Genomic DNA, 24,965 nt, shown 5'->3' with positions numbered 1-24,965 from the left:
AAGCAATGCTTACAAACGCTATAGAATGGGTTCAAGATACTTATCAGTTGCTAAAGGAGACCTGGAATGACAAAGGGCTAGCCGATAACGGAGCCGCTTTTGACCTCAAGGCGCATCAATATCCTTCTTTTACTGAGGAGCTATTACCTTATCAATATTTTGATGAGGAATCGAAGCTGTTTTTTAATGAACACAATGCGGGTTTAATTTATCGCATTGTCCCTTTAACGGGTGCGAATGAACACATAGCAGAGCAGCTGGATGCGCTGCTTCAATCTAAAGTGTCTCATGAGTTCACCTTGCAGTTGATTTGCGTCAAACACAATCAGGTAGGGAAAGATATTGAGGCATTTACTTCGCAGTTCACAAAAAGCGAATTTGAAAATTTAAGCCTGTTAGGAGAGAACCTTAAGGCATTTTATCAAAAAGCCGCCATACACGGTTTTAAAACCAACACGATGCTTGCACCTCGATTAACGCATACGGATTGCTATATCGTCATTGATAAAATCAAAAAAGAATCTGAGAACGATTTAAAAGCCTGTTTTGGCCAGTTTCGCGTTTCATTTGAAGCATCCTTAAGTGCTGCAAAAATTGGATTTAAGCAAGCAGATGCGACTGATTTTTTGCATTTGCTTCAGTTTTATCTGGATAATTGCCCTGATGCAATTACCCCACGCCCTGTTATATACGACAAAACCAAATTACTTAAAGAGCAGGCACTGTCTCATGACTTTGATATTGAAATTAAAAACAATGAAGTAGTAATTCAAGGGGCTAATGAAACTGGACATGCTTATGAAACAGCTGTATCTGTTCTGACCATTGATCGCCTCCCTCGTCAGTATTGTTTATGGGAGAACATCAATAATACCAGCAACATTTTTCATCCTGATAAAAGAATATCCTGTAATCACATCATCTCGGTCATCTATCTGGTTGAAGAGCAGGGACGTGCTCAGGGTAGAGCGAACCGCAAGACCCGTGATTTGGATAAAAAATCTAAAAGTGATTATGCCTTGAATGTAGCGGGAACTGAGGAGCAGGCAAGAGTATGGCGTACTTTTCGAGATGATTTATCCTCACAGAAGACTCGTTCTGTAAAGATGCTTTATAACGTGGTTCTTTTTTCAAGACCTCATGAAAAAGAGCGTGATGTGGAGGCTGCTCGCACGGTATTTGCGTTCAATGACATTAAATTGGCATTGTGTAAACGTATGCAATGTCCGTATTTTTTAGTCTCGATGCCGTTTTTTTTCACAGGAAATCTGGCTAAGGATTTTTCTCTTCCAACCATGATGTGGCCAATTTCTTCATGGAATGCAACCCAATACATGCCAATTCTTTCTGACTGGCGCGGGGTGGGCAAGGGTATTTTGTTGCCCACCATGCGCGATCAGTTTGCCTGCATCGATCCTTTCTCGGGTGCATTTGGCAGCAATTACAATATGGCTGTAACCGGAACATCGGGCGGTGGTAAAAGTTTTTTCATTCAGATGCTGATGCTCAATATTTTATTTAATGGCGGGGATATTTTTATTATTGATGTAGGTGGAAGCTACAGAAAACTGTGTGAGGCGCTTGGTGGGACTTATCTTGAATACAGCAATTTGGCGATGAATCCCTTTACCCATGTTACGGACATTTTACGAGAGATTGATGACATTATTGCCTTGTTTGAATTATTAACTTGCCCGACCAGCGGTGCTACAGATGACGACAGAGGCACTTTAAGAGAAGCCATTTTAACCGCTTTTGGAACAACTCAGAATCAAACGCGCATTGATGAGGTTGCAGGAGTCTTATTGTCATTGTACGAGCACGACCGCGAAACCTATCCTACAGCGCGCATTTTGTCTAAAAACCTTCAGCGTTACTGTTCTGCCTCAGAGCATGGAAAGGCGTTTAATGAACCATCCCAGTTATCGCCTGATGCCCGCATAATTGTAGTTGATTTGAAGGAAATTGAAGACAATCAAAGCATTCGCGCACCGGTTCTCCTGTCCGTTATTTCTCAGTTTCAAAGACGTATGTTCAACTCGGACAGGAACAAACAAAAGATGTGCATCATTGATGAAGCCTGGTCTTTTTTTACAGGGGATTTAATTGCAGTGAACTTTATTACCAAAGGCTTTCGTACTGGTCGGCGGCATAAAGCATCATTTGTCACGATTACTCAGGGGATTGAGGATTATTTTGAATTTTCAGAAGCTCGTGCCGCATGGGAGAACTCCGCTTTAAAGCTTGTTTTTTTACAAGAAGAATCACCGCTTTTAGAGCATCAAAAAAAGCATGAGACTTTTTCGGACTACGAGATGACTATTCTGAAATCATTCCCAATAGCGAAAGAAGCTGGTTTTTCGCAAGTTTTGTTGCGCGCCAACGGTATTTCCTCCTTTCATCGCTTGTTCGTTGATCCATTTACTCGCGTGCTTTTATCTTCTGATGGAGATGATTATCAGGCGGTCATTAATTATGTGGCACAAGGGATTGCATTTCTTGATGCGGTATCGCATGTCGCAGAACTGCATTATGGGAGGGGTTATGCCATTTAATCGCTTAAACACCACATATTGGGTCATTGCAGGAGTTTGTGGGTTCATTGGAGTCCTGGCGGGTATGTTTATGATGTGGCCTAAGCCGTTACCTCTTTTGGTGGTTGATATGAATCGTGCCATAGAGGCACCTTCGGTGCTGCTTGCCCGTTCTAAACTGACTCATGAAGAACAATTAAACATTATGGATCGCTTTTCACGAGCCCTTCCAGAAGTCATCAAGGACTATGGAAGGTCTCACCGGGTAACCTTAGTCAGTGCACCTGTATTGACTGGTTACAAACCCTCCCAAGTGGATGTAACAGACGAGCTCATTGCTTTGACCATAGCAAGGATAAAGCATGAAGCGCACTAACAAACGGTTTTTAGCCCTGATTCTTGGTCTGGCCTTCTTATTAGAGCCTGTAAGTCATGCAAAAAATATTGGTCAGTATGGCCAGACATTCCCTGTTAGAGAAGAGGATATAAGAAAAGTCATTATGAACAAACTCAATGCATTACAGCAAAGTGGTGATTTAGAGCATGTTCAGCGTGATTTAGAGCAGAAAGCAGCGCGTCAGGCGATGAGACCACACCCTTTGGCATTGAGCACGACTCGCACGCCTAAGACGTTTCGCATCTCACCGGCAGTGACTGTATCTCATGATATCTGGACTCCTGATGGGTATTTAATTGCAAAAGCAGGAACGCGGATAAACCCATTTGAGCGCGTTCACTTCCTCAAAACCCTGATTTTCTTTAATGCGGATGATGCAAGACAGGTTGCCTGGGTTAAGAACCATTACACCGATTTTAAGCACGTTAAGTTCATTTTAACCGGTGGTGATGTTCGAGTTGCTGCAGAGCTTTTTGGTCGAATTTATTTTGATGTGAACGGCATCATTTCATCTCGGCTGCAGCTTCAACACGTTCCAAGCATAGTCAGTCAGGTAGGTCTTGATTGGCAAATTAAAGAAATTGGAGTGAATGATGAATAAACGACTTTTCTGTTCAATTGCTGCAGGCTTATTCTTCATCTGTTCATTGCACGCATCGCAGTGTAAAGGGCATTTTGTCAATCCTATTACCGACATTTGCTGGGATTGTTTGTTCCCTTTAACCATTGGTTCCTCCGAAGTAGTAAAAAGCCAGTATCCTGATACTAAAAATCCTGGGAACCCTATCTGTTCCTGCCCAAACAAATTACAACTTTTAGGAGTTACTATAGGTTATTGGGAACCCTTTGCGTTAGTCGATGTGACACGAAAGCCATATTGCATGGTGAATCTTGGGGTGCAACTACATATTAAAGACCAGGGTCTTGGTGGTTCACAAATGCCCGATACGGATGGGCGAGGCGCATTTTATTACGTGCATTGGTACAAATACCCTCTGATGTATTGGCTGCAGGTACTTACATCCATCGGCTGTATGGAGACAGAAGATTTTGATGTGATGTATTTGAGTGAACTTGATCCAACATGGAATGACTCTGAGTTTGCTTTTGTTCTTAATCCAGAGGCCACCTTATTTACCACATCGCCAGTACGGGCGTCTTGTGCAGCAGATGCAACCAAAGCATTGGCAGGAACGGCCATGGATTCTCTATTCTGGTGCCAGGGCGCTCAAGGATCTACCTATCCGCTCAATGGTTTTGTGGCAAATCAGGCAAGTCCCATCAGTGCCGCAACGCTCCTGGCAGAACGCACCGACTTTAAGCTTCATCGCCTTGGAGCAATTAAAGATTCGGTCGGTAAAGATTGGCCTGCACTTTGTCGCACCTATCACTCTTCCATTTTGCCTAAAAGCCGGTATCGCTACCAGTTAGTCAATACATTACCTGATGCGAAACGCTGCCAGCCCTTTGGCCGTTCAGTCATTACCTGGGAGGCCGGACATACCTACCCTGGAGATGGGGATAATTTTGGCTTCATGATTTGGCGCAAGAGAAATTGTTGTTTTTTATAAGGAGGCCTTTAATGGCGCACTACATTAAAATCATTATCCTGTTTCTGACCGGGATTGGCGGATGTTTTGCAAACACTAATGATGAATTAAGGCAGTATCAAGAGGAGGGGGCTCACCAAGTATCAACCATTTCGAGTAAGACAATCGAAATGCTAAATCGTACGTCCTCACGGAATCAATCAGAGCACCAATCATTGATTGATACACTCATGCAACGCAGCGCGGACGGTTTACAAAGCAATCAAAAACCGCAGAGAGTAGAAGGTGCCATTTTATTTGTATCCTTTTCCATGCCCGACTCACTTCTATTTGCATTGAGCGATGAAGCAGCACGGTTTCATATTCCCGTGGTCATTAATGGCTTAGTGGATGGTGATTTTAAACAAACCATAGAAACATTTAAACGCCTTAATAGCGAAGCTCAAAAGCAGCATTTAAACTTTAAGGGAATTTCTATTGATCCGGTCTGGTTTAGTCAATTCCACATTACAACGGTTCCAGCGCTTGTAGTCACAGAGCCCTCCAAGTCTTGCGGTTCAGGGCAGTTCTGTGCCAATCAACCCTTTGATGTAGTCTATGGCAATGCAAGCATAAAAAAAGGACTGGAGCTCATCGCCCAGAAAGGAGATGCAGGAGCCACATTAGCGGCCACCATATTGGAGAAAGGCCATGTTTAGATGCATGTTGGCCATCGTCTGTATTTTTGGATTTGGCACGTTCTCAGCTGCCAATACAACAGCGCAGGACTTTCAGAAATTAAAAGAATACGCAAAATCTTTGGGGAATCAGCCACTGAGCGCCATGAATGAATTTAAGCCCCAGAATACCTTCAAAGACTATACGGAAAATCCCTCGCAATCGCTTCATTATCAGGGGGTTGAAACTGAAAAAACGGATTTAAGTACCTTGGCTGCGAATGCCTTAAAAAATGATGCCGGTGGACATACTGTGACCGAGCATTTTGGTCAGCGCCAGTTTGAAATCAATACTAAAAATGAAGCGATTAAAAACGCCAAATTAATTGAAGAAGAAAGTTATGCGATTACCCATGGACAATCTAATGAGCGGATTAAATGCGATGAAAAGCCACAGGCTTGTGAGATTAAGTCGCATGAGGAAATCTGTCATACATCAAGGCAATTACCAGAACAACAGTGTTTAAAAAAACGCAAAGTAACCGTGAACACAGAACGATGGAGTCAAAGAGCTGACTTTGAGGTATGGGTTCATAAAAAATGGACTGGACTCATAGCGGTTAATCTTATAACGGGTGCGATGACCAATAGCGCAGGAGGACATTTAACCAATCCTGTTAAATTAAATCATCCCTGCGAGGAGATGAAAGCCACAGTACACTCCATTCTAAATAATGGTGGTTCTGCTCATTGGGTGCGTGTTGTGGGACTTCCAACCTGCCAGAATGGAGGAGTAATCACCCTGTATATTTCAGATAAGTTCAGTCGCTATTACCCAATTCAAGTGGCATTGACGATTAATGCTCATTCTAAATCCTATGTGGAAGAAGAGCACTGGGATAATGAATGCGCTGCTCTTGAGACAAACAACCTATGTCAAAAAACACAAGAGCAGTGTACTGATTCCAATCCAACCCGTGTCATTAATGGCCTGCCCGTCACCCGCGATTGCTGGGAGCTTAATGCACGATATCAATGCGCATCCGCTGCAGCTGATGAATGTAAAACGCAACGTGAAAAAGGATGCTTACAGGCAAGCTCGCGCTGTACATTAATGAACAATAATGCCTGTTCACTCTATGAGCAGGTATATCGTTGCGATGAGACAGTCTGCCCACAGCCTGTGGCTTGTGTGCGTGATCTCTTTTGTGCCGATGGAGACTGCACGGAACATGCTGCGACTCAGAATGATGGTTTTGGAGAGGCCATGGCACCCATGGCCGTTGCAGGAGCTGCTGGCGCTGAGTTTGGTAAAACGCAGGCCACCTTATTTTCAGGCCATCCCGTTCAGTGCAAAATCTGGGTTTGGGACATTATTGATTGTTGTTCGAATGAAGGCTGGGCTGACAAACTCCATATCGATTTGTGTCGTGAAGAAGATAAGGCTTTAGGCAAAGCCAAACTCAATTATCTGGCTCATTACGTAGGCGAATTCTGCAGTCAGAAAGATCCCATTTTTGGCACCTGTCTGGAGCACAAACGCACCTATTGTGTCTTTGACAGCAAAATGGCGCGCATTATCCAGGCCGAAGGACGTTTAAGACAATTAAATCCCAATGCTTTAGGAGATGCGGAGCATACACGCTGCGCGGGGCTCAGTGTGAATGAATTACAAAGCCTTGACATGGGGCGCATCGATTTTTTAAACCCTGTCTATCCATTTCCCCAAGGACAACCAACAAAAGAAGCAGGAATTGTAGGCGATGTCGTTTTAAATAGCCCCGACGCTTCAAAAGCAATGGATGAAATCAAACGGCGAGTCCAGAAAAAGGCAGAACAAAAATGAGATTATTTACTATTATTTTAATGTTACTTTCCATGCCGGCCATGGCTGATTTAGTAAGTCCACCTGCTCATGGGTTTCATTGGTACAGTACAGAAAACAAAGAACCTCAGATGAAACCTGTTCAAATTCCAAAGGTGTCAAAGCCTGCGCTGACTCCATATGAAGAGCTCATGGAAGTCCGCAAAGCCACCATGAATAAGCTCGCAACGGCATTAATTGCCCCATCATTTGATGCAACCTATGAGTACATGAAAGCCCAGCAGGTGTATGCCAAAAACAATCAGAAATTTGTCCAGTACTGGCAACAGGTGCTGTTGTCTCATCCTGAGCTGGATCATTCCTTAAATTTTCCAACTGACAATACGGCTGTGGCCATTCGCAATGATTCAATGAATCTTTTAATGGAGAGGGTAGTCCGAGAAGGGGCTAAACGTTATGGATTAATCCTTTTTTACAAAGGGAACAGTTCCATTTCGCAAAAATTCATCACTCATCTTGTGCCATTCGTCAATCAGACCCACTTTTCAATGATTTCGGTCACAACAGATGGACAACCCATTGAAGGTTTGCCTAATCCTAAAAACATACCTCTTCATGAAATACAAAAAACAATGAATTTACAGTCACGCTACATGCCCGCACTGTTTCTTGTTGATTTAAAAACACAAAAAATGTCGCCTTTATCTTATGGTTTCGTCTCCACAACCGAGTTAAAAGAACGCCTGCTGGATGTGGCGACTCATTACAAACGATACAGCTATGAGGGGTTTGAAGCATGATTGTCCGCATCATTTTTTTACTGCTTTGTTCTGTAATTAATCCATTGCACGCCAATGTGGCAGTTGAAGAACTCAATGCACTGTTATTGAAAAAGCAAGCCCCTAAAGCTTTTGCACAGAAGGAATCAGCTGAAGCTAAAGATTTATCCCAAAATTATTATTTTGCATTTATTTATCGAAGCACCTGCCCACATTGTAAAAAATTCTCCCCTGTTTTAAAGGATTTTTCAGAAACATTCCATATTAAGGTTCGTGCTTTTAGCCTGGATGGAGAGTCCCTGGATGGACTCGATACCACACCATTAACACCTGAGCTTTTTCAAACATTCTATGTATCAGGAGGGTATAAGCCTACGGTTCCCGCCTTGTTTTTAGTCAATCGACATACCCTGGAGGCCTACGCTGTCTTGTTTGGAGAAGCAACTCCTTATCAGCTGGCACAAAGAGTACATGAATTAAAGCAACACATTGAGGAGAAATTTAATGATTAGAGCTCTTGTGCTAACCGTTGTTGCGTCTTTTACTTGCGTGACAGGAAATGGTGTTCATGCATCAGCCAGTGCCGATTTAAATCATTTTTTTAATAATCTTGGTTATTCTGCGAATGTCACGGGTAGCCATTCCTATGAATCACAGGCAGCAGGATTTGCATCATTAGGCTCTGTCTATGCCAGAAATCAGGTGCGTTCCATTCAGATAGCTCACGTTGATGTACCTGGGTTTCGCTCAGGATGTGGCGGAATTGATATTTTTGCAGGTGGTTTTTCCTTTATTAAATCAGAGCAGATTGTTTCCTTCATGCAGAATATTTTAAGTAACGGGGCAGGCTATGCAATGAACCTTGCACTGGAGACCGAGCTGCCTGAAATTGCTCATGCCATGCAATACATGCAAAAGCTGGCAAATGACATTAATGGGACAAATTTTAATTCGTGTGAGATGGGAGAAAACCTGACTGCAGCGCTTTATCCCAAAAATAGAGCGGCACATCAGCGTTTGTGTGAGGACATCGGGCGTAATCGTAATGTATACACCGATTGGGCAGAAGCCCGACATAAATGTTCGACAGGAGGGGAGATTGAAAAGCGATTGGAACAGGCAAAAAACGATTCAGAATATAAAGACAGGGCTCTTTTGAATACCAACGTAGTTTGGGATGCATTACAACTGAATGAATTCATCAAATCAGATACAGAAATTTCAGAAGTCTATATGTCGATTTCAGGAACACTGGTATTTGATGCCAAAGGAGGGATGCAAACGTATCCCTCTTTAGCGACTAATCAGGATTTTGTAAAAGCCTTGCTCTATGGAGGCAAATTACCCAGCTATAAGTGCACTGATTCAAACAAACCCATAAAATGTGTTGCCATCAATGTGAAAGGAAGCCAGGAGATCAGCAGCAAAGATGCTCTGGTTTCTCAGGTACAAGCCATCCTGCAGGGAGTTTATGAGAATATCAAATCAGGGACGGCCTTAACGCCACAACAAAAAGGGTTAATTGAACTAACCCAGCCGTCTGTATTTCAGCTCATTTCAGCCAGTGCACAACAGAATATCGGCATACAAAGCAGTTATGAACTTGCTCAGAGTGTAGCAACGGATTTGCTTGCCCAGTATCTTGCAAATTCACTTGAAGTGATTCGAGCATCCCTTGCAGGGCGTGATTTAGGTAGTGATCATGAAGAGAAATTATTTAAAAACCTGCAGGTAGCCCAACAATTTGTAGATAATTTTAATAGCGAATCACGAGCACGTTTTAATGCCGCACTGACCACCAATCAATTGGTTCAAAACAACGTGAAGCAGGCGCTTAATGCCCTTAATCCCATCTTAAGAAAATCATATACCGGAGGGGCACAATGAGCCCATTATTAATCTACACCCCACAAAATGGGATTTATTTAAAAGAGTTGCTTGATGGTATGGCCGCTTTGCTTACTGAATCTACCTTTAGTACGGCGTGTGACATTATCATGATTCTATCCGTTGGTATGGTCGGTTATCAGTACGTGATGGGGAAAAAGCTCGAATCATTAACTCGCTTTGTGCTGACCACCTTTTTAGTCATGTATTGCGTGCTAGGCATTAAAGTGCCTGTGGCTATAATTGACATGCAGACAGCCGAAGGAGCAGGAGAGGCCTTAACAGTTGATCATGTGCCTTTAGGTGTTGCATTACCTGCAGCAGTCATTAGTGGCATGGGGTACGGAATAACAACTGCTTTTAGTGATGTATTTCACATGCCAGATAGCCTGGAGTACAACAAAACCGGAATGATTTTTGGTGCAAGAACCTGGCTTGCGGCAACCCAGACAAGGCTCTCCATGTCGCCTGATTTGGCACAAGACCTATCGTCCTATATCCGTCAATGCGTGTTTACGGCAAAACTTTTGGCAAGTCACCAATTAAGCCCTCAGGAGCTTACCCAAAGTGCTCATCTATCTAAAACCTATTTTGAGAGCCCATCGCCTATTTATCGGGTGATTCTGCACAATGGAGACAATTTAAGTTGTGCTGATGCAGCAGCCAATTTAAAAACTCGATTGCCCGTTGCAGCCAAATTAGAGTTGGAGCGTCTTAATCATCTGGTAACCACAGGTGCTTTAGGATCACGCAACACGGACAGCAGTTCTTTACCAGGCGAAAAGACTTTTGGTGACCGGCTGCAAGCTGCTCACAAATATTACATGAACATTACCGAAGATGCGGCTGAAACACTTACGCAGAATATCTTAATTAATGCGACCCGAGATGCTGCTGCCGATGCTTTTGCTTTTTCAGGAGCTGATGCGGCACTCATGAATTACACCAATACGGACAGCACTCAAAAAATGCACATTGCCGAAGCCAATAGCTTTTGGCTTGCAGGATTTCGCCTGCCTTACTATATGACCGTGATGTGGATGCTAACGCTGTGTATTTTTCCATTAGTTGTTTTAATTTCATTTTTCCCGACCCTGAGTAACGCTTATTTCTTGTGGGTACAATCTCAAATCTACCTTTGGTCATGGCCGCCGATGTTTATTATTTTTCATTGGTTTGTTTCTATGGCCTCAAGTACTACCATTACTTTGTTTGGTCAAAAAACCGGAGGTGTGACCTTCTCTAATATCGATTCATTAGCGAGCATGCACAGTAATTTCGCCTATACGGCAGGCGCATTGGCGGCAAGTGTTCCTGTTATTGCCCTGTACATCACGAAAGGATTGGGACAGATTTTAAGTACCTCCTCCCAGCATTTTGGTGGTATGGCACAATCTTTGTCAGTCAGTGAAGCACAATCTGCAGCTGCAGGTAACATCTCAATGGCAAGTTACAGCGGTTGGAATATGAACTATGAAAATACCAGCGCCAATAATGTTTCGGCTAACAAGCACGATACCAATTGGACGAACATGCATGGGATGCACACGGAACAATTGGGAAGTGGAGTGCTTAAGACGACCACAGGCCATGGAGATGCTGTTTTTGATGTAAGTCCTGGGATGTCACGAGGACCCGTACACATTTCAGATACAAAGGCCTTAAGTGGCTCTTTAAATCAGGCTTTTGAGGAATCCAGGCAGGCTGCAGCCAATGAAAGCCAGCATTATCAAACGTCCTTATCCAGTTTTGCGCACAGTGCCGTACAATTATCGAAAATGCAGGGACATGATATGCGTTTAGGCGATGGAGTATCTGAAAGCGAATCCGGTCAATACAGCCAGGCCTTATCGACCATGACGCATATTGCCTCGGATGTAGCTAAGCGCGAAGGGATAAGCCAAGAGGATGCGCTGGCTCATATGACCTCAGCTGGATTAAATGCCCACGTCGGAGTCGCAAGTGAAAAAAGTATGCTGGGAAGTATTGGGCGATTTGCTTTTGGAGCAACAGGAGGTGCTGATAGTCATGCCAAGTTCGATAGGTCATCAACGAGTAGTGATCGTTACCATGAGGGTACGGACAGCAGCATGTCAGCGAAGGAAGCAGAAGACTTTAATCAGGCGCTTAATTACGTGAGCCAGTTTGCACAAAACCATCATTTTGATAACAGCCATTCGGAAGGGGCAAGCCTTTCGAATCAAATGGGTACTGACTTGCGGGAAGCACAAACGGCAAGTCAAAACTACGATGCCTCGATGTCTAAAGCCGCTCGCATTAGCACGGCCAGGAGTTATGTGGAATCAAACTCCGATCAGATTACAACCGATCTTAATCAGGCATTTCCTGGCTTTGTGGCACACCGCATTGGAGAAAAGGCACGAGATGAATTGTATTCTAATCCTTCAGATCTGGCTTCATTAAAACAATTACAAATGCTAGCTAATGAGTTTATCAGTGAACAACGAGAAGGTTTAATCGCACGATACGGCAATGCTTCTAAAAATGCTCGGATTGACTCCTTTTATCAGGATGCAGCAAATCCATTAAGTACCAAAGAGTCACAAATGAGAGCGGACTACCACAAAAACAGTAATGCATTGGAGGATTCTGGAAGGACTCTGGGAGTTGGCATGGATGCATCAAGAGCCGAAAGCATGCAGCAAAAAATTAATAATCAGGTCGATGCGGCGGTAAATAAAACAAGCAGTGGAGGAGGGCGTTTAAAGAGTCAATACCAGCAAGCGGTTGAAACAACGAACAACGATGTAGGCGAGGGGAAAAAACTGGGGCAAAGTAACGTCAACGCAGTTATACCTCGCCTATTTTACTAAATGGGTTGATCATCATGATAAATCAGCCCCAAAGAAGGAGCTTATCCATGAATAATGAAGAAATGAATTCACAAGAATTAAAAGAGGCCATCGCCTTGGATATAGAAACATTAAAAACATTGGACGTGGATATTATGCCGGCCAAGGAGTATTACCAGGCGAACAGGCGTTTGTTTTTGCATGTTTTTTTTAAACTATATGGAACAATACTTCTAGGATTTTTACTTCCACTCCCTTTTTATTGGAACGTATTGATGGTGGAGATTTCAACGCACGAGCTCATCTACATGTTTTTCTGGCTGCCATTAATGGCTCTAGGACTATGCCTTTTTGTTTTTCTATTCATTTACAGCACATTAAATCAATACATTTTGATTGACTATCAATTGAAACACAAACTAAGAACAGGCTCATTGATTGTAAAACAAATAAGAAGGGCTGGAACTATAGCCTATCGAATATTTGCGGGGATTGTTTTGATTCCTTCACTGTTCTTGTTTCCCAGTGCTGCCTTCTTCATATCCTTTGGCGCGTTTTTCATCAGCGGGATTTTAACGAGCATCCTTGTTGAAATGGAGCTCAATAGGATAGGCATCAGCGTGCTGTTTACTCTCATAAAGAATTATTTTGATAAGGACAAAAATGCCAGTGCGGCAATACCCTTAAAATAAACAAAACACATCAAAAAGAATAATTTTTAACCACAAATACAAGCAGTGGAAGCCGCTGCTTTGCCCAAAACAAGCTGGAGGAAGATATAATGCGCCATGAATCCAATTACAAACATTATACACGGGGCGGCCAGATCTCATTCCATAATCTGCGGATGTGGTTTCAGATTAACAAAGCGCTCTTTCATGTTTACTTATTCATTTGGGCAGGGTTAAGCATTGTAATGACCTGTATCTTTGCGCCACATGGAATGATAAGACAGACTGTGTCCTATCATGCGGCTCATTTTTATCACCTGGCAGGGGTGCCACATGTATTTTCTATCCCTGTTAAAGGGGGGTATGCATCACAAACTGTCGAACAGCTTCTCCACAATCACTATTTTTCTGCTACCTCCGATCGTTTACTGACACTCCTGTTACAGTCAACTCTATGGAGTTTTCCCCTATCGTTGATTGTGGCACTTTTGGTGAGCCGATATTTCATTTATCGAGGAAAGGTACAAACACAAAACCAATTTATACGAGGGGCTAGTTTAGTCCCATCAGAAACACTTAAAAAACAGATCATAAAGCAAAGAAAAGCATCTGATTTACATCTTGATGGATTTCCCCTGTTGCAAGGTGCAGAGGTGCAGCATTTATTGGTTCATGGCACGGTTGGGATGGGGAAAAGTCAGTTCATTATGAAATTGATGGATTGTTTACGTGCACGAGGCGACCGAGTCATTGTCTATGACAAGGGATGCACGTTTACTCAGGCTTATTTTCAGGAAGATCATGATGTTTTACTTAATCCTTTTGATGCACGCTGTGCTAATTGGGATTTATGGCTGGAAGCCCCAAAAGATGAATTACTGGAAAACATGGCAGAAAGCCTCATCCCCATGCATGGAGAAAACGATCCATTTTGGGTTAATGCAGCACGCACCGTGTTTGCCTGTCTTGCAAGTCAAATGCGTGAGGATAAGGAACGTTCCCTATCCAAGCTGTTAGGGTTACTGGTAACGGGCGAGTTTAGTGAGTTGGAACCTTATCTCAACGGCACGGCTGCAGCGACTTTGGTCAGTAATAAAATAGAAAAAACAGCCATCTCCATTCGCTCCGTCATCACAACCTACCTTAAATCAATGCAGTCGTTAAGTGGGCTTGATGAATCTGGTAAGCCTTCCTTTTCCATTCGTGATTATCTGTTAAATAAAGATTTGGAGGGCTGGCTTTTTATATCAAGCAATGGGGAACAGCATAAATCTTTAAAACCATTGATTTCGATGTGGATTGCCATGGCATCCCTGACACTTTTGAGCTTGCCAGAAGATGCGAACAGGCGAATTTGGTTTATTTGTGATGAATTACCAAGCCTGCACAAATTACCCTTATTGGGTGAAACCATTGCTGAAGTCAGGAAATTTGGCGGCTGTTTTCTGCTGGGAATGCAGAGCTTTAGTCAATTGGAGAAGGTATATGGGCGTAGTGGGGCGGCTGAAATTTTTGACTTGCTGAATACCCGAGCCTTTTTTGCAAGTCCAAGTCATGAAATGGCGCAACTTGTCAGTAAGGAACTTGGGGATGAGGAAATTGATGATACCCGAGAAAATTATTCTTATGGAGCTAACTCCATTCGTGATGGGATTTCCTTAGGAAAAAACCGTATTACACGACCCTTGGTGACTTATCCTGAAATTATGGGGCTTGATCCGCTTACTTGTTATCTGCGATTGCCAGGTCAATATCCTATAACAAAATTGGAGCTTCATTATCAAAAAAGAAGCGCGAAGGCTTCAGGTTTTCTACCTCGTGCCATACCGTCTCTTCCTGTTTCTAATACCAGCATTAAACATGTGCCTGTTGTTAATGAGTCCTCAGACAGTCGCTTTAATGCGCAAGAGTCGACTAATTCCAAGCGTTTCCAAGGTGAATACGAGATTGAATCTATTTTTTGATAGAGGAATAAATTATGTTAAGTCTGCGAGTTAAACCGATTAAAATGCCAGGTTATTATTTTGATAAGGAAAATTATTACTTTTCAAATCAATTGACCACCGAATGGGTGGGGTTAAGTGCTGAGCGACAAAACCTTTCTGGAGAGGTTAACGTACTATCCCTTGAGGCCGTTGTTCGTGGTGCATTACCGAGCGGCGATGTCATTGGCCTCAAAACCCAATCCGGCGAAATCAAGCATCGTGGCGGATATGATCTGACCTTCTCCGCGCCTAAATCGGTGTCCTATCTTGGTTTGGTTTGTGGCCATAAAGAGTTTATTGATTTGCATTTAAATGCCGTAAAAACGGTATTAAAACTCATTGAGAAGGAAGCTGCCGAAGCACGCAAATCAGGAAAAGAGGGTATGGAGTATGAAAAGACTGGCAATCTGTGTTTTGCGACCATCCTCCATGACACCTCCCGAGAGCTTGATCCTCAGCTCCATGTGCATGCACTTTTGATGAATTTTACTGAACGTCTTGATGGCAAGTGGCGTGCTTTAGCCTCTGATATCAGTCGTAATCACGGCACTATGGAATGGATTATGGACAACCAAATCTTTTTAGGGCTTGTGTACCGGTCTGAAATTGCTCTTGGTTTAAAAGAAATGGGGCTCGAAATAGAACATACAGGCGATGCCCATGGTTTATTTGAAATCAAACATTTTGATAAGACATTGCTGGAACGAATGTCTAAACGCCGTACCCAGGTTGAAGAACACATTAAAGGGATGCACTCAAATTCGTTAAAAGCATATGACAGAGCAACTCTGGATTCAAGAAAGTCAAAGGAAGTGGTTTCCCCAGAGGAATTACGCATGCGATGGAAAGCAGAAAGTGAAGCGCTGGGAGTAAATCCTGCCACCTATCTGGCCACTTTAAAGGATAAAACCAAAGAATCGCATACGCCTAAAGAAGCCATGTCCAATAATCAAGAACTCGATAGAAGTGTTCTTGATGCAATTGCGCATTTAGAAGAGAAAAAACTTACATTTACCTATCAGGAAGTGTTACAGACAAGTCTCTATTTTTCCTTAGGTGAACAGGGCTTTGAAGCGCTGATGTCACGGATTGATCAAGAAATTGATGCACAAAATCTGATTGCTCTTAATGCAGAAAACTCCTCTTTTACAACGAGTAAGCTCATTAACAAAGAACAAGAGCTCATAAAAAAAATCGTGAACTTCACACACCAAAAAAAAGGCATCGAACGAAATATGGATAAAGTGTGCAAACTCACCGATAATGAGTCCATTCAAAAGGCAGTAACTCAAGCCTTATTTAATAAAGATGGAGTTGTACGCATCAAGCAGCAAAGCGCTACCTCGCGTGAGCTTTTAAGTACTTTAATTGATTATTCACAGGATTCCAAAATAATTCGTATCCTTTGTCCCTCTGCTTTTTCTGCCAATACAATCAATAAGGATATGGCCAAATCAGCGCCTACACTGTGGCAATGGATTTTATCTATTGGGAAACAGGATTTGTGTGAAACAGTAGCAGGCTTTAATTATCGTCATGGTTCAGAACATAAATTGCCCTTTTTTCATAGTAAAAAGGAGCGCGAAGTACTGATTGTGGATGAAGCACAGCGCCTGGCTCCTGACGAGATGAATACTTTATTATCTATTGCCGATAAGCGATGTGCCAAGGTCATTTTTCTGGAAAAATCACAATCTCTGTCTGGCTTTAAATCCGATATTCCCGACTTGCTTGATAAAGCCTGTATAAAATCATTTGAGGTTGATGACAGAAAGGTGCCGGCCACCAGCATCAATCTTATAGAAGCCCAAACCGTTGAGGGACGTATTCTTAAAACAGCGCAAATGTACTGTAACTTGCCAGTAATCCAGAGGCAAAATACAAAAGTCTTTACTGTCTCAAAGCTCGAAGCTAAAGAAGTCAATGAAGCAATCCGTACTCAGTTAAAAGAGCAGGGAGAGATTTCATCAGATGAAAAGACTATAAATACATTAACCCGTATTCCCTTGACCCTCAGTGAAAAAAAACTGGCTAAAAGTTATCAGTCCAATTGGATATTAATCCATAACACCCGTACGGAATCAAAAAAATTCACGGTACTCGGTATTAATGAAAAAGACAATCAATTGATTGTTCGTAATTCCAATGGGGCAAGATCACTACTTGCTGCTAAAAATATTACAGATTCCATGCAGATTTATGAACAAACACCTTTATCGGTAGGAATCGGGGATCAATTAGTGGCCACTGCCAGTTTATCCTTTGAAGGATTAAAAATAGGAAACCAATATGAGGTTACTGCATTTACCCGACATGGAATAAAAATAAGAGATGGGAAAAGAAGCATTCATCTTATCACGAGTAACGAAAAGCATTTCCCATTGAGCCATGCCTATGCCAAAACCATGTATTCCGATGATCTTAAACCCGTGAAACAAACCATTATGACACTGCCAGCCTATGCGCTCAAACAAAATACCATGTCGCTTTTATGCGAATCCAGTAAAGAAAACGTAATGATTATTACGGATAATGTGGACAAGGCAAATCGATTTGCCATGAAAAGTGCGACAAAATCCTCCGCGATATCGCTGACTTTGGATGCCGCCAAAACAAATCATGGTGCACAGATTATTGACCATAGAACCACGAGTGATCTACTCAGTTCACTAGAGCAGGCCTTAACCCTATTAACCGCTAAAAAACCCCAAAAAAGTGATGCGGAAAAAGCGCTGCACTTTGCAATTGCTCACCTTTCAGAACGAGAGGCAGCCTTTACTCGATCAGATTTACTTGAAGTGGCCGTTCATCAGGCTATTGGAAAAGCAGGTCTTAATGAAATAGATAACGTCCTGGGTAATGCCATAAACAGTGGCGACTTAATATCTGGAGGGAACGAGTTTTTGACCACCAAAGAAGCGGTGGCATTTGAAGAATCGATTATAAAGAATGTTAAAGCGGGTATTAACATTCTTAAGCCATTGATGAGCAGTGATGAAGCGCAAAAACAACTAGAACTGACAGATCTTACCAAAGGCCAAAAAGAAGCTTGTGAGTTAATCACGACTACATCCGATCAGTTTATTATGATTCAGGGGTATGCAGGAACTGGAAAAACAACCATGACTCGCAGTGCTATTGATACCATCAAGCATGCCCAATCAATGACTCATGAAGAGGTTGAACTAATTGCGGTTGCGCCCACTCACCAGGCTGTAAAAGAAATGAGGGCTCTGGGAATTGAAGCCCAAACATTAAAGAGTTTCCTTATTGAACAAGAACAGGAATCGACATTAAGCAAAAAAACACTTGTTCTTATCGATGAATCATCCATGGTCTCTAATCGAGATTGCGCAAACCTCATGCAAAAAATTCATCATTCTGGCGCTCGTTGTGCAATGCTTGGCGATATTAGCCAACATCAAAGTATTGAAAGCGGTAAGCCAAGTAAGATATTAATTCAAGAGGGAAGCATCAGGGTGGCCTGTATGGATGATTTGGTAAGACAACAAGTTATCGAATACAAAAAAGCAATCGAAACATTAATCGCCGGTGATATTGACAAGGCCTTAGCTCAGTTAGCCAATCAACCCTTAGACTCAATCACCCGCACTAAAGCGGATAGTCCTTACCATAGCATTACCTCTTCAATTATTGAAACAGGCGATTCGACCAAAGACTACCTGCAACTGGAAAACACACAACAGCAATCAATAGATCCATTCCAGGAAGAATTAAAGCAAAAGAACCCCATCGAAATGGCTGTAGGAGATTATTTATCTCGTACACCATCATGCCGTGATAACACGATTGTTATCATTCATGAAAATAAAAAACGGGAAGTTGCAAATGGTTTGATAAGAGATGCCCTTATGAAAGAATCTACTTTAGGCTCCGAAAACAAAGAATTTCCGAGACTGTTAAGCACTAATTACACTACTGCAGAGCTTTATTATTGCGAAACATATCGGGATTGCTTAAAAAAGCAAGAGGAGTATTTTTTAAAGAAAGCGGAGCACTATTTCAAAGTGGTTTCAGTAGATGAATCAGCGAAAGTGGTAGTATTAAACGATGCGAAAGGAAATAAATGCCTCTTTGTTCCTGAAAAAGAAAATAAAGACTGGAAAATTGAATTGTTTCAATCGATGCCAGGAAGGGTTTCAGTTGGTGAAAAAATTCATTTTAAAAAATCCGATAAGACTCTAGGTCGATTCGCTAATGAAAGGGTACAGGTGACGGCGGTAAATAATGAGTCATTTACCGTAAAAGACAGTAGTGGTGTGGAACACGTGCTGCAAAAAAAATTGATGAGCGACTCCCATTGGGATTATAGTTATACGGCTACCAGCTATTCAATTCAAGGAGCTTCATCCCCATTTGTTATTGGGGTTGCTGAGACTAAAAATGCGCAAGTAAATCACCTGCGGTCGTTTTATATTATGGTAACGCGAGGCTCCTTGCAGGCAATGATTTATACAGACGATCATAAAAAGCTGCAAAAACAACTTCGCGTTACTCCTGAGAAAACTTCTGCATTGGAATCACTTAACCATCTGAATGTCCAAACAAAGCCCCCAATACCCAATGCACCATCAACATCACTCAAAGCAGCGCAAAGAATGCCCATAATGAAGAACCAGGAGCCTCGTTATGATGCGAATATGCTGTCACAACACTTATCCGAGCAGGCAGAGCTGGTAATAGAATCATTGCTAGGGCAGCCTAATCAAGCGCTTTCTTCCAAAACAGAATATCGATATGGTACTCACGGCAGCTTAAGCCTCTGTTTAAGCGGAGAAAAAAGAGGAGTTTGGCATAACTTTGAAACACAAGAAAAAGGAAACATGCTTCATTTGATCCAAAAAACATTGAATCTAAATTTTAAAGAAAGCCTTGAATATGCCGCCAAATTAACAGGTGATGACCTAAAGGAACGTATTAAAATAGCAAACAAAAACCCCAATAATTTTCAAGTGAAAGACACTGATAAGAAAAGAAAAACATCAGATTATGGTTTGCAATTGGTGCGAGAATCCAAACCTATATCAGGCACTATAGCAGAAAGGTATTTAAAAGAAATTAGAAAGATACATAATGTATCTGGGGAAAATATTCGATTTCATCCTAATGTCTATACCAAAGATACTGAGGAAGTACGCTACAGGCCAGCACTGTTAAATATTGCACGAGACAAAGACAATAAAGTGGCCTGCGTTGAAGTGGTATACCTGGATAATGAAACAGCAAATAAAGCAATAATGAAGATAAAACCCAAGAAATCTTATGGCTCAAAAGCAGGCGTTGGCGTCGTTTTAAGCGAGGGTAAAGGACATGAAAGTGTCACCTACATTACAGAAGGGGTGGAAACCGGATTAAGCGTTAGAGATGCAGTTCAAAATGAACGGGTTATAGCGACTCTTGGGAAAGAAAATTTTGTAAATATCGATATGGCATTACTTACAGATAAAATAGTCATTTGTATGGATAATGATGGCAAATCAATTAAAGAAGATAAGGTAATCATTCAAACCATTGAACGATTAAAACAGCATGGAAAAACTGTAGAAATTGCCATTCCGTTACATCAAAAAGACTTTAATGATGTGAATAAAAGCAGTGGGGTTCAAGGAGTGGTAGATATATTAAATAAAGCAACGAATGTCGATAAATTTATTGGCTGCCCTAATAAAATAGATATGAATCAAGATCAAATTAAGAAGTGTCTTGAGAGCATTTCTCGACAAATGAATCTCGAACTTCCTGAAAATAAAAATAATCCAATTGAGAAACTGAAAACCCTGCAGCGAGGAGAAATGGAAATATATTAATTACTTGAACGCAGTGCATCTAGGAATTTTATATGAAAAAAATGTTTGGAGTAATTTCTCTTTTATTGATAAATGGATCATCGGTCTACCTCATTTATCTCTATGTTTCAATAGCGTGCTCCACCAAAGTGAATAACCTGCTTCAGGTTGCTTATGAGCCATCTGGAATGCAAATGATTTTTTACTTTATATCGTTTCCAATTTTTATGGTTTTAGCAATATTAAGTCGTATTCATTGCTATTATTTTAATGTAAAAAATGGATTGACTTTATGTTTATTTTTAATCTGGTTCTTGTATTTTATGTTTATCATATACATTGATCGAATAGTTCATTTTCCTAAAGGGAATGAACTATTTTATTATGGTAGTTTGGCTATTTCATTAGTGGCATTTGCTTTAATTGGATTGACAACATATTTCCAGATGAAACAATTAATGACTTATTCAGAGTAAAATTTGAAGCTTAAAATAAGCCATATTATTTTTAAATTTAACTGGTAAATACCATTAATACTAACTTAATTATTGATATATCCTTCAATGAAATTATCTACTTTCTTCTTAAGTTCTGCGATATGTTCTTCGGCATTATTTGATTCACCTGAAAGTTTATTTTTATCATAAACACAGCGAAAAATATCAGCACTTATTCCCAGTAATCTTAAAAGATGAGTCGTGTGTTGACGATTCAATTCCTCCTCTTTTTCTAAGCGTCTTTTTTCATCTTCGCTGATTACTGGATTATCTTTATTGTGTAGGTATACCTTAATTCCTAATTCGATCATTTCTTTCATGGTTTGGGATGATGAATCATGTCCTTCATCTTTTTTAATTGTTTCGAGCTGATCAATGATTCTTTGATTTAGATAACAATAAGCCTTGGGCATACAATCCTCTTTTAAATTTATAATGCAGGTTCTGTGCATTGTTTTTACCTGGTTTAGAATAATTGTATCATTTAATAATGGGTGTCGAATAGGTGTGTATATTCGTTCAATAGATATTTTTTACTCATTCAATAGGTGTGGATTAGGTGTTGATATTTTATAACTTATTGATTATTATTAAAGAGTGGATGCACACCTATATAAAATAGGGGTGTTAGCAGATCTTAAAATGCCAATCCGCACGTAAGCTACTGAATAATAATAAAATGTTTTAAGCAATAAACATTGCGAGGGGTGTGTTCTTTTTTATTTGGTTTTGCTTTTTTTGTGTGTGTTTCACTGGCCATTTTAGTATAGTTTATTTAAATTAATATTTTGGGAAGCGCATAATAATTGCGTACTTGTGATTCACGGATTCTCTTATCTATAATCGTGTCACTGAACAGGGATATTTATATCATGGGCATATTAAAAAAAATTCTGAAAAAAATTGCTAAAATCATTCATTTTCGACCATATAGCGAATGGACTGAAAATGAAAAAGCAAAGTATGCTAAACAGAATTCTTTTCGTTCTTGCTCCAAATCAAATAATACAGAAATTAATCCTGCTACAGGATTACCAATGATTGGAGCTTTAGACAGCATGGGAAATTCTTTTGGTTCCAGTGCATCCGATAGAGACAATTATTGGAATAATGATTATCATCATTATTCAACGTACAATAGCAGCAATTATGATCCATTTAACAATCGTTATTAAAAGACACTAATTTTTATATTAAATTGAGGATTTATTATGGCTTTAATCAGCGCAAGAAAAGCACCTGAAACTGAAAAAATTAAGATCGAAATCAGTAAAGATATTTACTCAGAAATAAAAGAATACTGCTTATGGGCTGGTATTGATAACATTAGCCATTTTTTTGAAGAATCATCTACGATGATTTTCTCTAAAGACAAAGAATGGAAGCAATACAGAAAAGAGAAAAAATTAACTTTAGCATAATCAATTTAAAAAAGGATATTCAAGTGAAAAACAGTATTAAAAAAACGTGTAAATACATAGTACCCATAGCTATTATTAGCATATTTGTTTTTCACTCTTATTCAGTCCAATCAAAACTAGAGCAGAAAGAAAAACAAACCTATATTACTATAAAAGAGTTATCCGAACTTGCCGCGAAAAATCGAGGTGTTGAGCCAACTTTTCTGGATAAGGCAGTAATTGCTATTATGGATTGGCTCATCCCTGTCGCTTTTATTAATAAGAATGAATATCTCAAATTACTGTCTGAACATAAAAAAGAAATTACCTCAGAATCAAAAAAAATTTATGTGCCATCAAGCAAGATGGGGGAAGTTGTAGTCATCAAAAAATTTAAATTTTCAACACCGGAGATTAAGGAATCAAAATCCATACCTATGGGCAAAATTTTTAGTGCATTTGTCATCGCTCCCTTTCATGATTCTGATAGTCCTAATCAATTACAGTTTAAAATAAATATCAACCCCATTTCGTGCACCGCAATCTCTGATTCCATTTTAAAAACTGATTATAAATCAGGGAAAATAGTCGCAAAAATTAGCGAGATAAAGTGTGCTGATGATGAGTCGAAAATCATACCTTTAGAAGCAGTCGCACTTGTGTCAGGTAGGGTATTATCCTAAAAATGAATATTCGATCTCTTCAAATAAAAGCACATTCTATAGTCTTATGTTTTTCTTTAATTAAACGGAAGTTGGCGTTTCTTTTATTCATTGTTTTTCTGATAAATAGTAAAGCTATTTTTTCTTACATAAAGAGCTCTTTAACTGTAATCATTAACAAATTGGATGTTCTTATTTTAGATCACCAAATTTTTTATTATTTGGTGATCTTATCAATCAACATTCTATTAATTATCAAAGCATATTCAAGGTATAAAACTAACAAGATGAGGCATAAAGACTAGCAAAAAACACCTCTTGCAATTCAAAGTAATTCCCAATCTCCAAAGTATCCCTCTTTGGTTTTGATTAAATCCTCATAAACGCACATTTCTAAACCATTCCCTAATTCATCCCACCCCGTTAAATCCATGGCCTCCTTCAATGCGCTCTCAGTAACAAAAAAGATCCTTGGTACTCCATAAGTCCATATAATCACATCAACATCATTAAGGGTTGCGCCTTCAAATCCCCAATCATCCATTTCTTGTTCTGGGGTATTGCGTCCATGATATAATCTTAATTTCATAATTGTCCTTTAAAATTGATTGATTTGCTTGTCATCCGTAGAATGATGAACAAAGGAATACTCCTTTGCTCATCAATGCCTGCTTATCTTTTTATTTCCATCATTTTTTCAGTAAGAGTCCATAACGCACGATTTAATTTCACATTTTGATCAATGGCTTTTACTTCTCTGGTTTTGGTTCGAGTGGTGTAACCGTATTTATTTAAACGATGGCCACGGATCCCACCTTTAATTAAGTTTTCTTGCAGGACATTAAACACGGTAAACAAATCATTATCTTTTTGATCTACATAACGCCTTGGTTGCAATAAACTCTTAGGATTAACGATAATACCCCCCTCTGTATCAGAGAATTTTAGTGAGTGAGCAGCTTCTGCAAAAATCATTTTTTCATCGTCATTCAAGTGAATGGAAGCCATATCATCGGATACATCAAGCATGTTATTTGCTGTCTCAATCACTTTGTAGGTGCCTTCAATGACATTCCCAAGAACATCCCCCTGATGTTTAATTCTAATTTCGTTATACGCTTGTCCAGCGATCATTCCATTACTGCACACAACCCGAAAAAGACCCGCCATTAAGCGATAAGAAGACAAACCATCATGAGAGTTAATAAGAACCAATTCGGGATAAAGCCCCTGATTATTTTGCAGGACATCATGGCGTTGAAAACGGAGCATGTGTTTTGCAAATACTTTCGCTTCTTGGTTCTGGCTTTTGGTCTGGGTTGCCCAAGTGGGGAAAAAACCTTCTGACATTAATTTATCAATGATTTGCTCGGTTGAAATGGGCGAGTACTTGGTACTCGTTTTATAAGAGCTGGCTTGTGTGAATATGGATGGCGCTAATTTGAATAATTTATCTTTTGATAATACTGGTAACATGTTGTTCTCCTATGTTTTTACTATTG

Annotated in this window: 20 protein-coding genes; 17 read left to right on the top strand and 3 right to left on the bottom strand. The window is 40.5% G+C overall.

The window, feature by feature from the left end:
- The first annotated feature begins 5 nt into the window (after nucleotides 1-5).
- The 14 genes from traC (at nucleotide 6) to ACWTE2_RS16500 (ending at nucleotide 21,380) form a co-directional block, all read left to right on the top strand.
- Entirely contained in the window at nucleotides 6-2,555 is a 2,550-nt protein-coding gene (traC, locus tag ACWTE2_RS16565; protein ID WP_014845146.1) for a type IV secretion system protein TraC, read from the top strand.
- Complete coding sequence (locus tag ACWTE2_RS16560; protein WP_014845145.1) at nucleotides 2,545-2,910, top strand: TrbI F-type domain-containing protein; 366 nt, start codon at nucleotides 2,545-2,547, stop codon at nucleotides 2,908-2,910. Before traC ends, ACWTE2_RS16560 begins: the two co-directional genes overlap by 11 nt.
- On the top strand, nucleotides 2,897-3,532 hold the full coding sequence (traW, locus tag ACWTE2_RS16555) for a type-F conjugative transfer system protein TraW (RefSeq protein ID WP_014845144.1): 636 nt from the start codon (nucleotides 2,897-2,899) through the stop codon (nucleotides 3,530-3,532). The genes ACWTE2_RS16560 and traW overlap by 14 nt, the downstream gene beginning before the upstream one ends.
- Nucleotides 3,525-4,502, top strand: a complete 978-nt coding sequence (gene traU / locus ACWTE2_RS16550; RefSeq protein ID WP_014845143.1) for a conjugal transfer pilus assembly protein TraU — start codon at nucleotides 3,525-3,527, stop codon at nucleotides 4,500-4,502. The genes traW and traU overlap by 8 nt, the downstream gene beginning before the upstream one ends.
- An 11-nt stretch (nucleotides 4,503-4,513) precedes the next feature.
- Nucleotides 4,514-5,179, top strand: coding sequence for a type-F conjugative transfer system pilin assembly protein TrbC (gene trbC / locus ACWTE2_RS16545; RefSeq protein WP_101901819.1), 666 nt, complete (start codon nucleotides 4,514-4,516; stop codon nucleotides 5,177-5,179).
- Complete coding sequence (gene traN, locus ACWTE2_RS16540) at nucleotides 5,172-6,983, top strand: type-F conjugative transfer system mating-pair stabilization protein TraN (RefSeq protein WP_014845141.1); 1,812 nt, start codon at nucleotides 5,172-5,174, stop codon at nucleotides 6,981-6,983. Before trbC ends, traN begins: the two co-directional genes overlap by 8 nt.
- Entirely contained in the window at nucleotides 6,980-7,762 is a 783-nt protein-coding gene (gene traF / locus ACWTE2_RS16535) for a type-F conjugative transfer system pilin assembly protein TraF (RefSeq protein ID WP_014845140.1), read from the top strand. The genes traN and traF overlap by 4 nt, the downstream gene beginning before the upstream one ends.
- Nucleotides 7,759-8,253, top strand: a complete 495-nt coding sequence (gene trbB / locus ACWTE2_RS16530) for a type-F conjugative transfer system pilin assembly thiol-disulfide isomerase TrbB (protein ID WP_014845139.1) — start codon at nucleotides 7,759-7,761, stop codon at nucleotides 8,251-8,253. The genes traF and trbB overlap by 4 nt, the downstream gene beginning before the upstream one ends.
- Nucleotides 8,246-9,628, top strand: a complete 1,383-nt coding sequence (locus ACWTE2_RS16525) for a conjugal transfer protein TraH (protein WP_014845138.1) — start codon at nucleotides 8,246-8,248, stop codon at nucleotides 9,626-9,628. The genes trbB and ACWTE2_RS16525 overlap by 8 nt, the downstream gene beginning before the upstream one ends.
- Nucleotides 9,625-12,462, top strand: coding sequence for a conjugal transfer protein TraG N-terminal domain-containing protein (locus tag ACWTE2_RS16520; RefSeq protein ID WP_014845137.1), 2,838 nt, complete (start codon nucleotides 9,625-9,627; stop codon nucleotides 12,460-12,462). The genes ACWTE2_RS16525 and ACWTE2_RS16520 overlap by 4 nt, the downstream gene beginning before the upstream one ends.
- Before the next feature lie 47 nt (nucleotides 12,463-12,509).
- Nucleotides 12,510-13,133, top strand: coding sequence for a hypothetical protein (locus ACWTE2_RS16515; RefSeq protein ID WP_014845136.1), 624 nt, complete (start codon nucleotides 12,510-12,512; stop codon nucleotides 13,131-13,133).
- 89 nt (nucleotides 13,134-13,222) lie between these two features.
- Complete coding sequence (gene traD / locus ACWTE2_RS16510; protein WP_014845135.1) at nucleotides 13,223-15,076, top strand: type IV conjugative transfer system coupling protein TraD; 1,854 nt, start codon at nucleotides 13,223-13,225, stop codon at nucleotides 15,074-15,076.
- A gap of 14 nt (nucleotides 15,077-15,090) precedes the next feature.
- A complete protein-coding gene (traI, locus tag ACWTE2_RS16505) occupies nucleotides 15,091-20,925 on the top strand; it encodes a conjugative transfer relaxase/helicase TraI (protein WP_014845134.1) in 5,835 nt (1,944 codons plus the stop codon).
- A 32-nt stretch (nucleotides 20,926-20,957) separates the two neighbouring features.
- Entirely contained in the window at nucleotides 20,958-21,380 is a 423-nt protein-coding gene (locus ACWTE2_RS16500) for a hypothetical protein (protein ID WP_019350439.1), read from the top strand.
- Between the two features lie 65 nt (nucleotides 21,381-21,445).
- On the opposite strand, the gene ACWTE2_RS16495 is transcribed toward ACWTE2_RS16500, so the two are convergent.
- A complete protein-coding gene (locus ACWTE2_RS16495; protein WP_014845133.1) occupies nucleotides 21,446-21,814 on the bottom strand; it encodes a hypothetical protein in 369 nt (122 codons plus the stop codon).
- A gap of 393 nt (nucleotides 21,815-22,207) precedes the next feature.
- Between ACWTE2_RS16495 and ACWTE2_RS16490 the strand changes: the two genes are divergently transcribed.
- Genes ACWTE2_RS16490 through ACWTE2_RS16480 form a run of 3 tightly spaced genes read left to right on the top strand, consistent with a single transcriptional unit; the run spans nucleotide 22,208 to nucleotide 23,484 of the window.
- A complete protein-coding gene (locus ACWTE2_RS16490; RefSeq protein ID WP_255464430.1) occupies nucleotides 22,208-22,576 on the top strand; it encodes a hypothetical protein in 369 nt (122 codons plus the stop codon).
- Nucleotides 22,577-22,612: 36 nt separating this feature from the next.
- Nucleotides 22,613-22,822, top strand: a complete 210-nt coding sequence (locus tag ACWTE2_RS16485; protein ID WP_014845131.1) for a hypothetical protein — start codon at nucleotides 22,613-22,615, stop codon at nucleotides 22,820-22,822.
- A 23-nt stretch (nucleotides 22,823-22,845) separates the two neighbouring features.
- The gene (locus ACWTE2_RS16480; RefSeq protein ID WP_014845130.1) at nucleotides 22,846-23,484 is read left to right on the top strand and encodes a hypothetical protein; all 639 of its coding nucleotides are present in this window, start codon (nucleotides 22,846-22,848) and stop codon (nucleotides 23,482-23,484) included.
- A 304-nt stretch (nucleotides 23,485-23,788) separates the two neighbouring features.
- On the opposite strand, the gene ACWTE2_RS16475 is transcribed toward ACWTE2_RS16480, so the two are convergent.
- Both ACWTE2_RS16475 and ACWTE2_RS16470 read right to left on the bottom strand, forming a co-directional pair.
- Nucleotides 23,789-24,052 carry a hypothetical protein gene (locus ACWTE2_RS16475; protein WP_014845129.1) on the bottom strand — a complete coding sequence of 88 codons (264 nt, stop codon included), beginning with the start codon at nucleotides 24,050-24,052 and terminating at the stop codon, nucleotides 23,789-23,791.
- Nucleotides 24,053-24,135: 83 nt separating this feature from the next.
- Entirely contained in the window at nucleotides 24,136-24,939 is an 804-nt protein-coding gene (locus ACWTE2_RS16470; RefSeq protein ID WP_014845128.1) for a DUF932 domain-containing protein, read from the bottom strand.
- Nucleotides 24,940-24,965: the final 26 nt, after the last annotated feature.

The organism is Legionella nigrisilvae (assembly GCF_977063395.2).
Note: the sequence above shows the minus strand (reverse complement) of the source record. Positions and strands in the feature narration are given on the sequence as shown.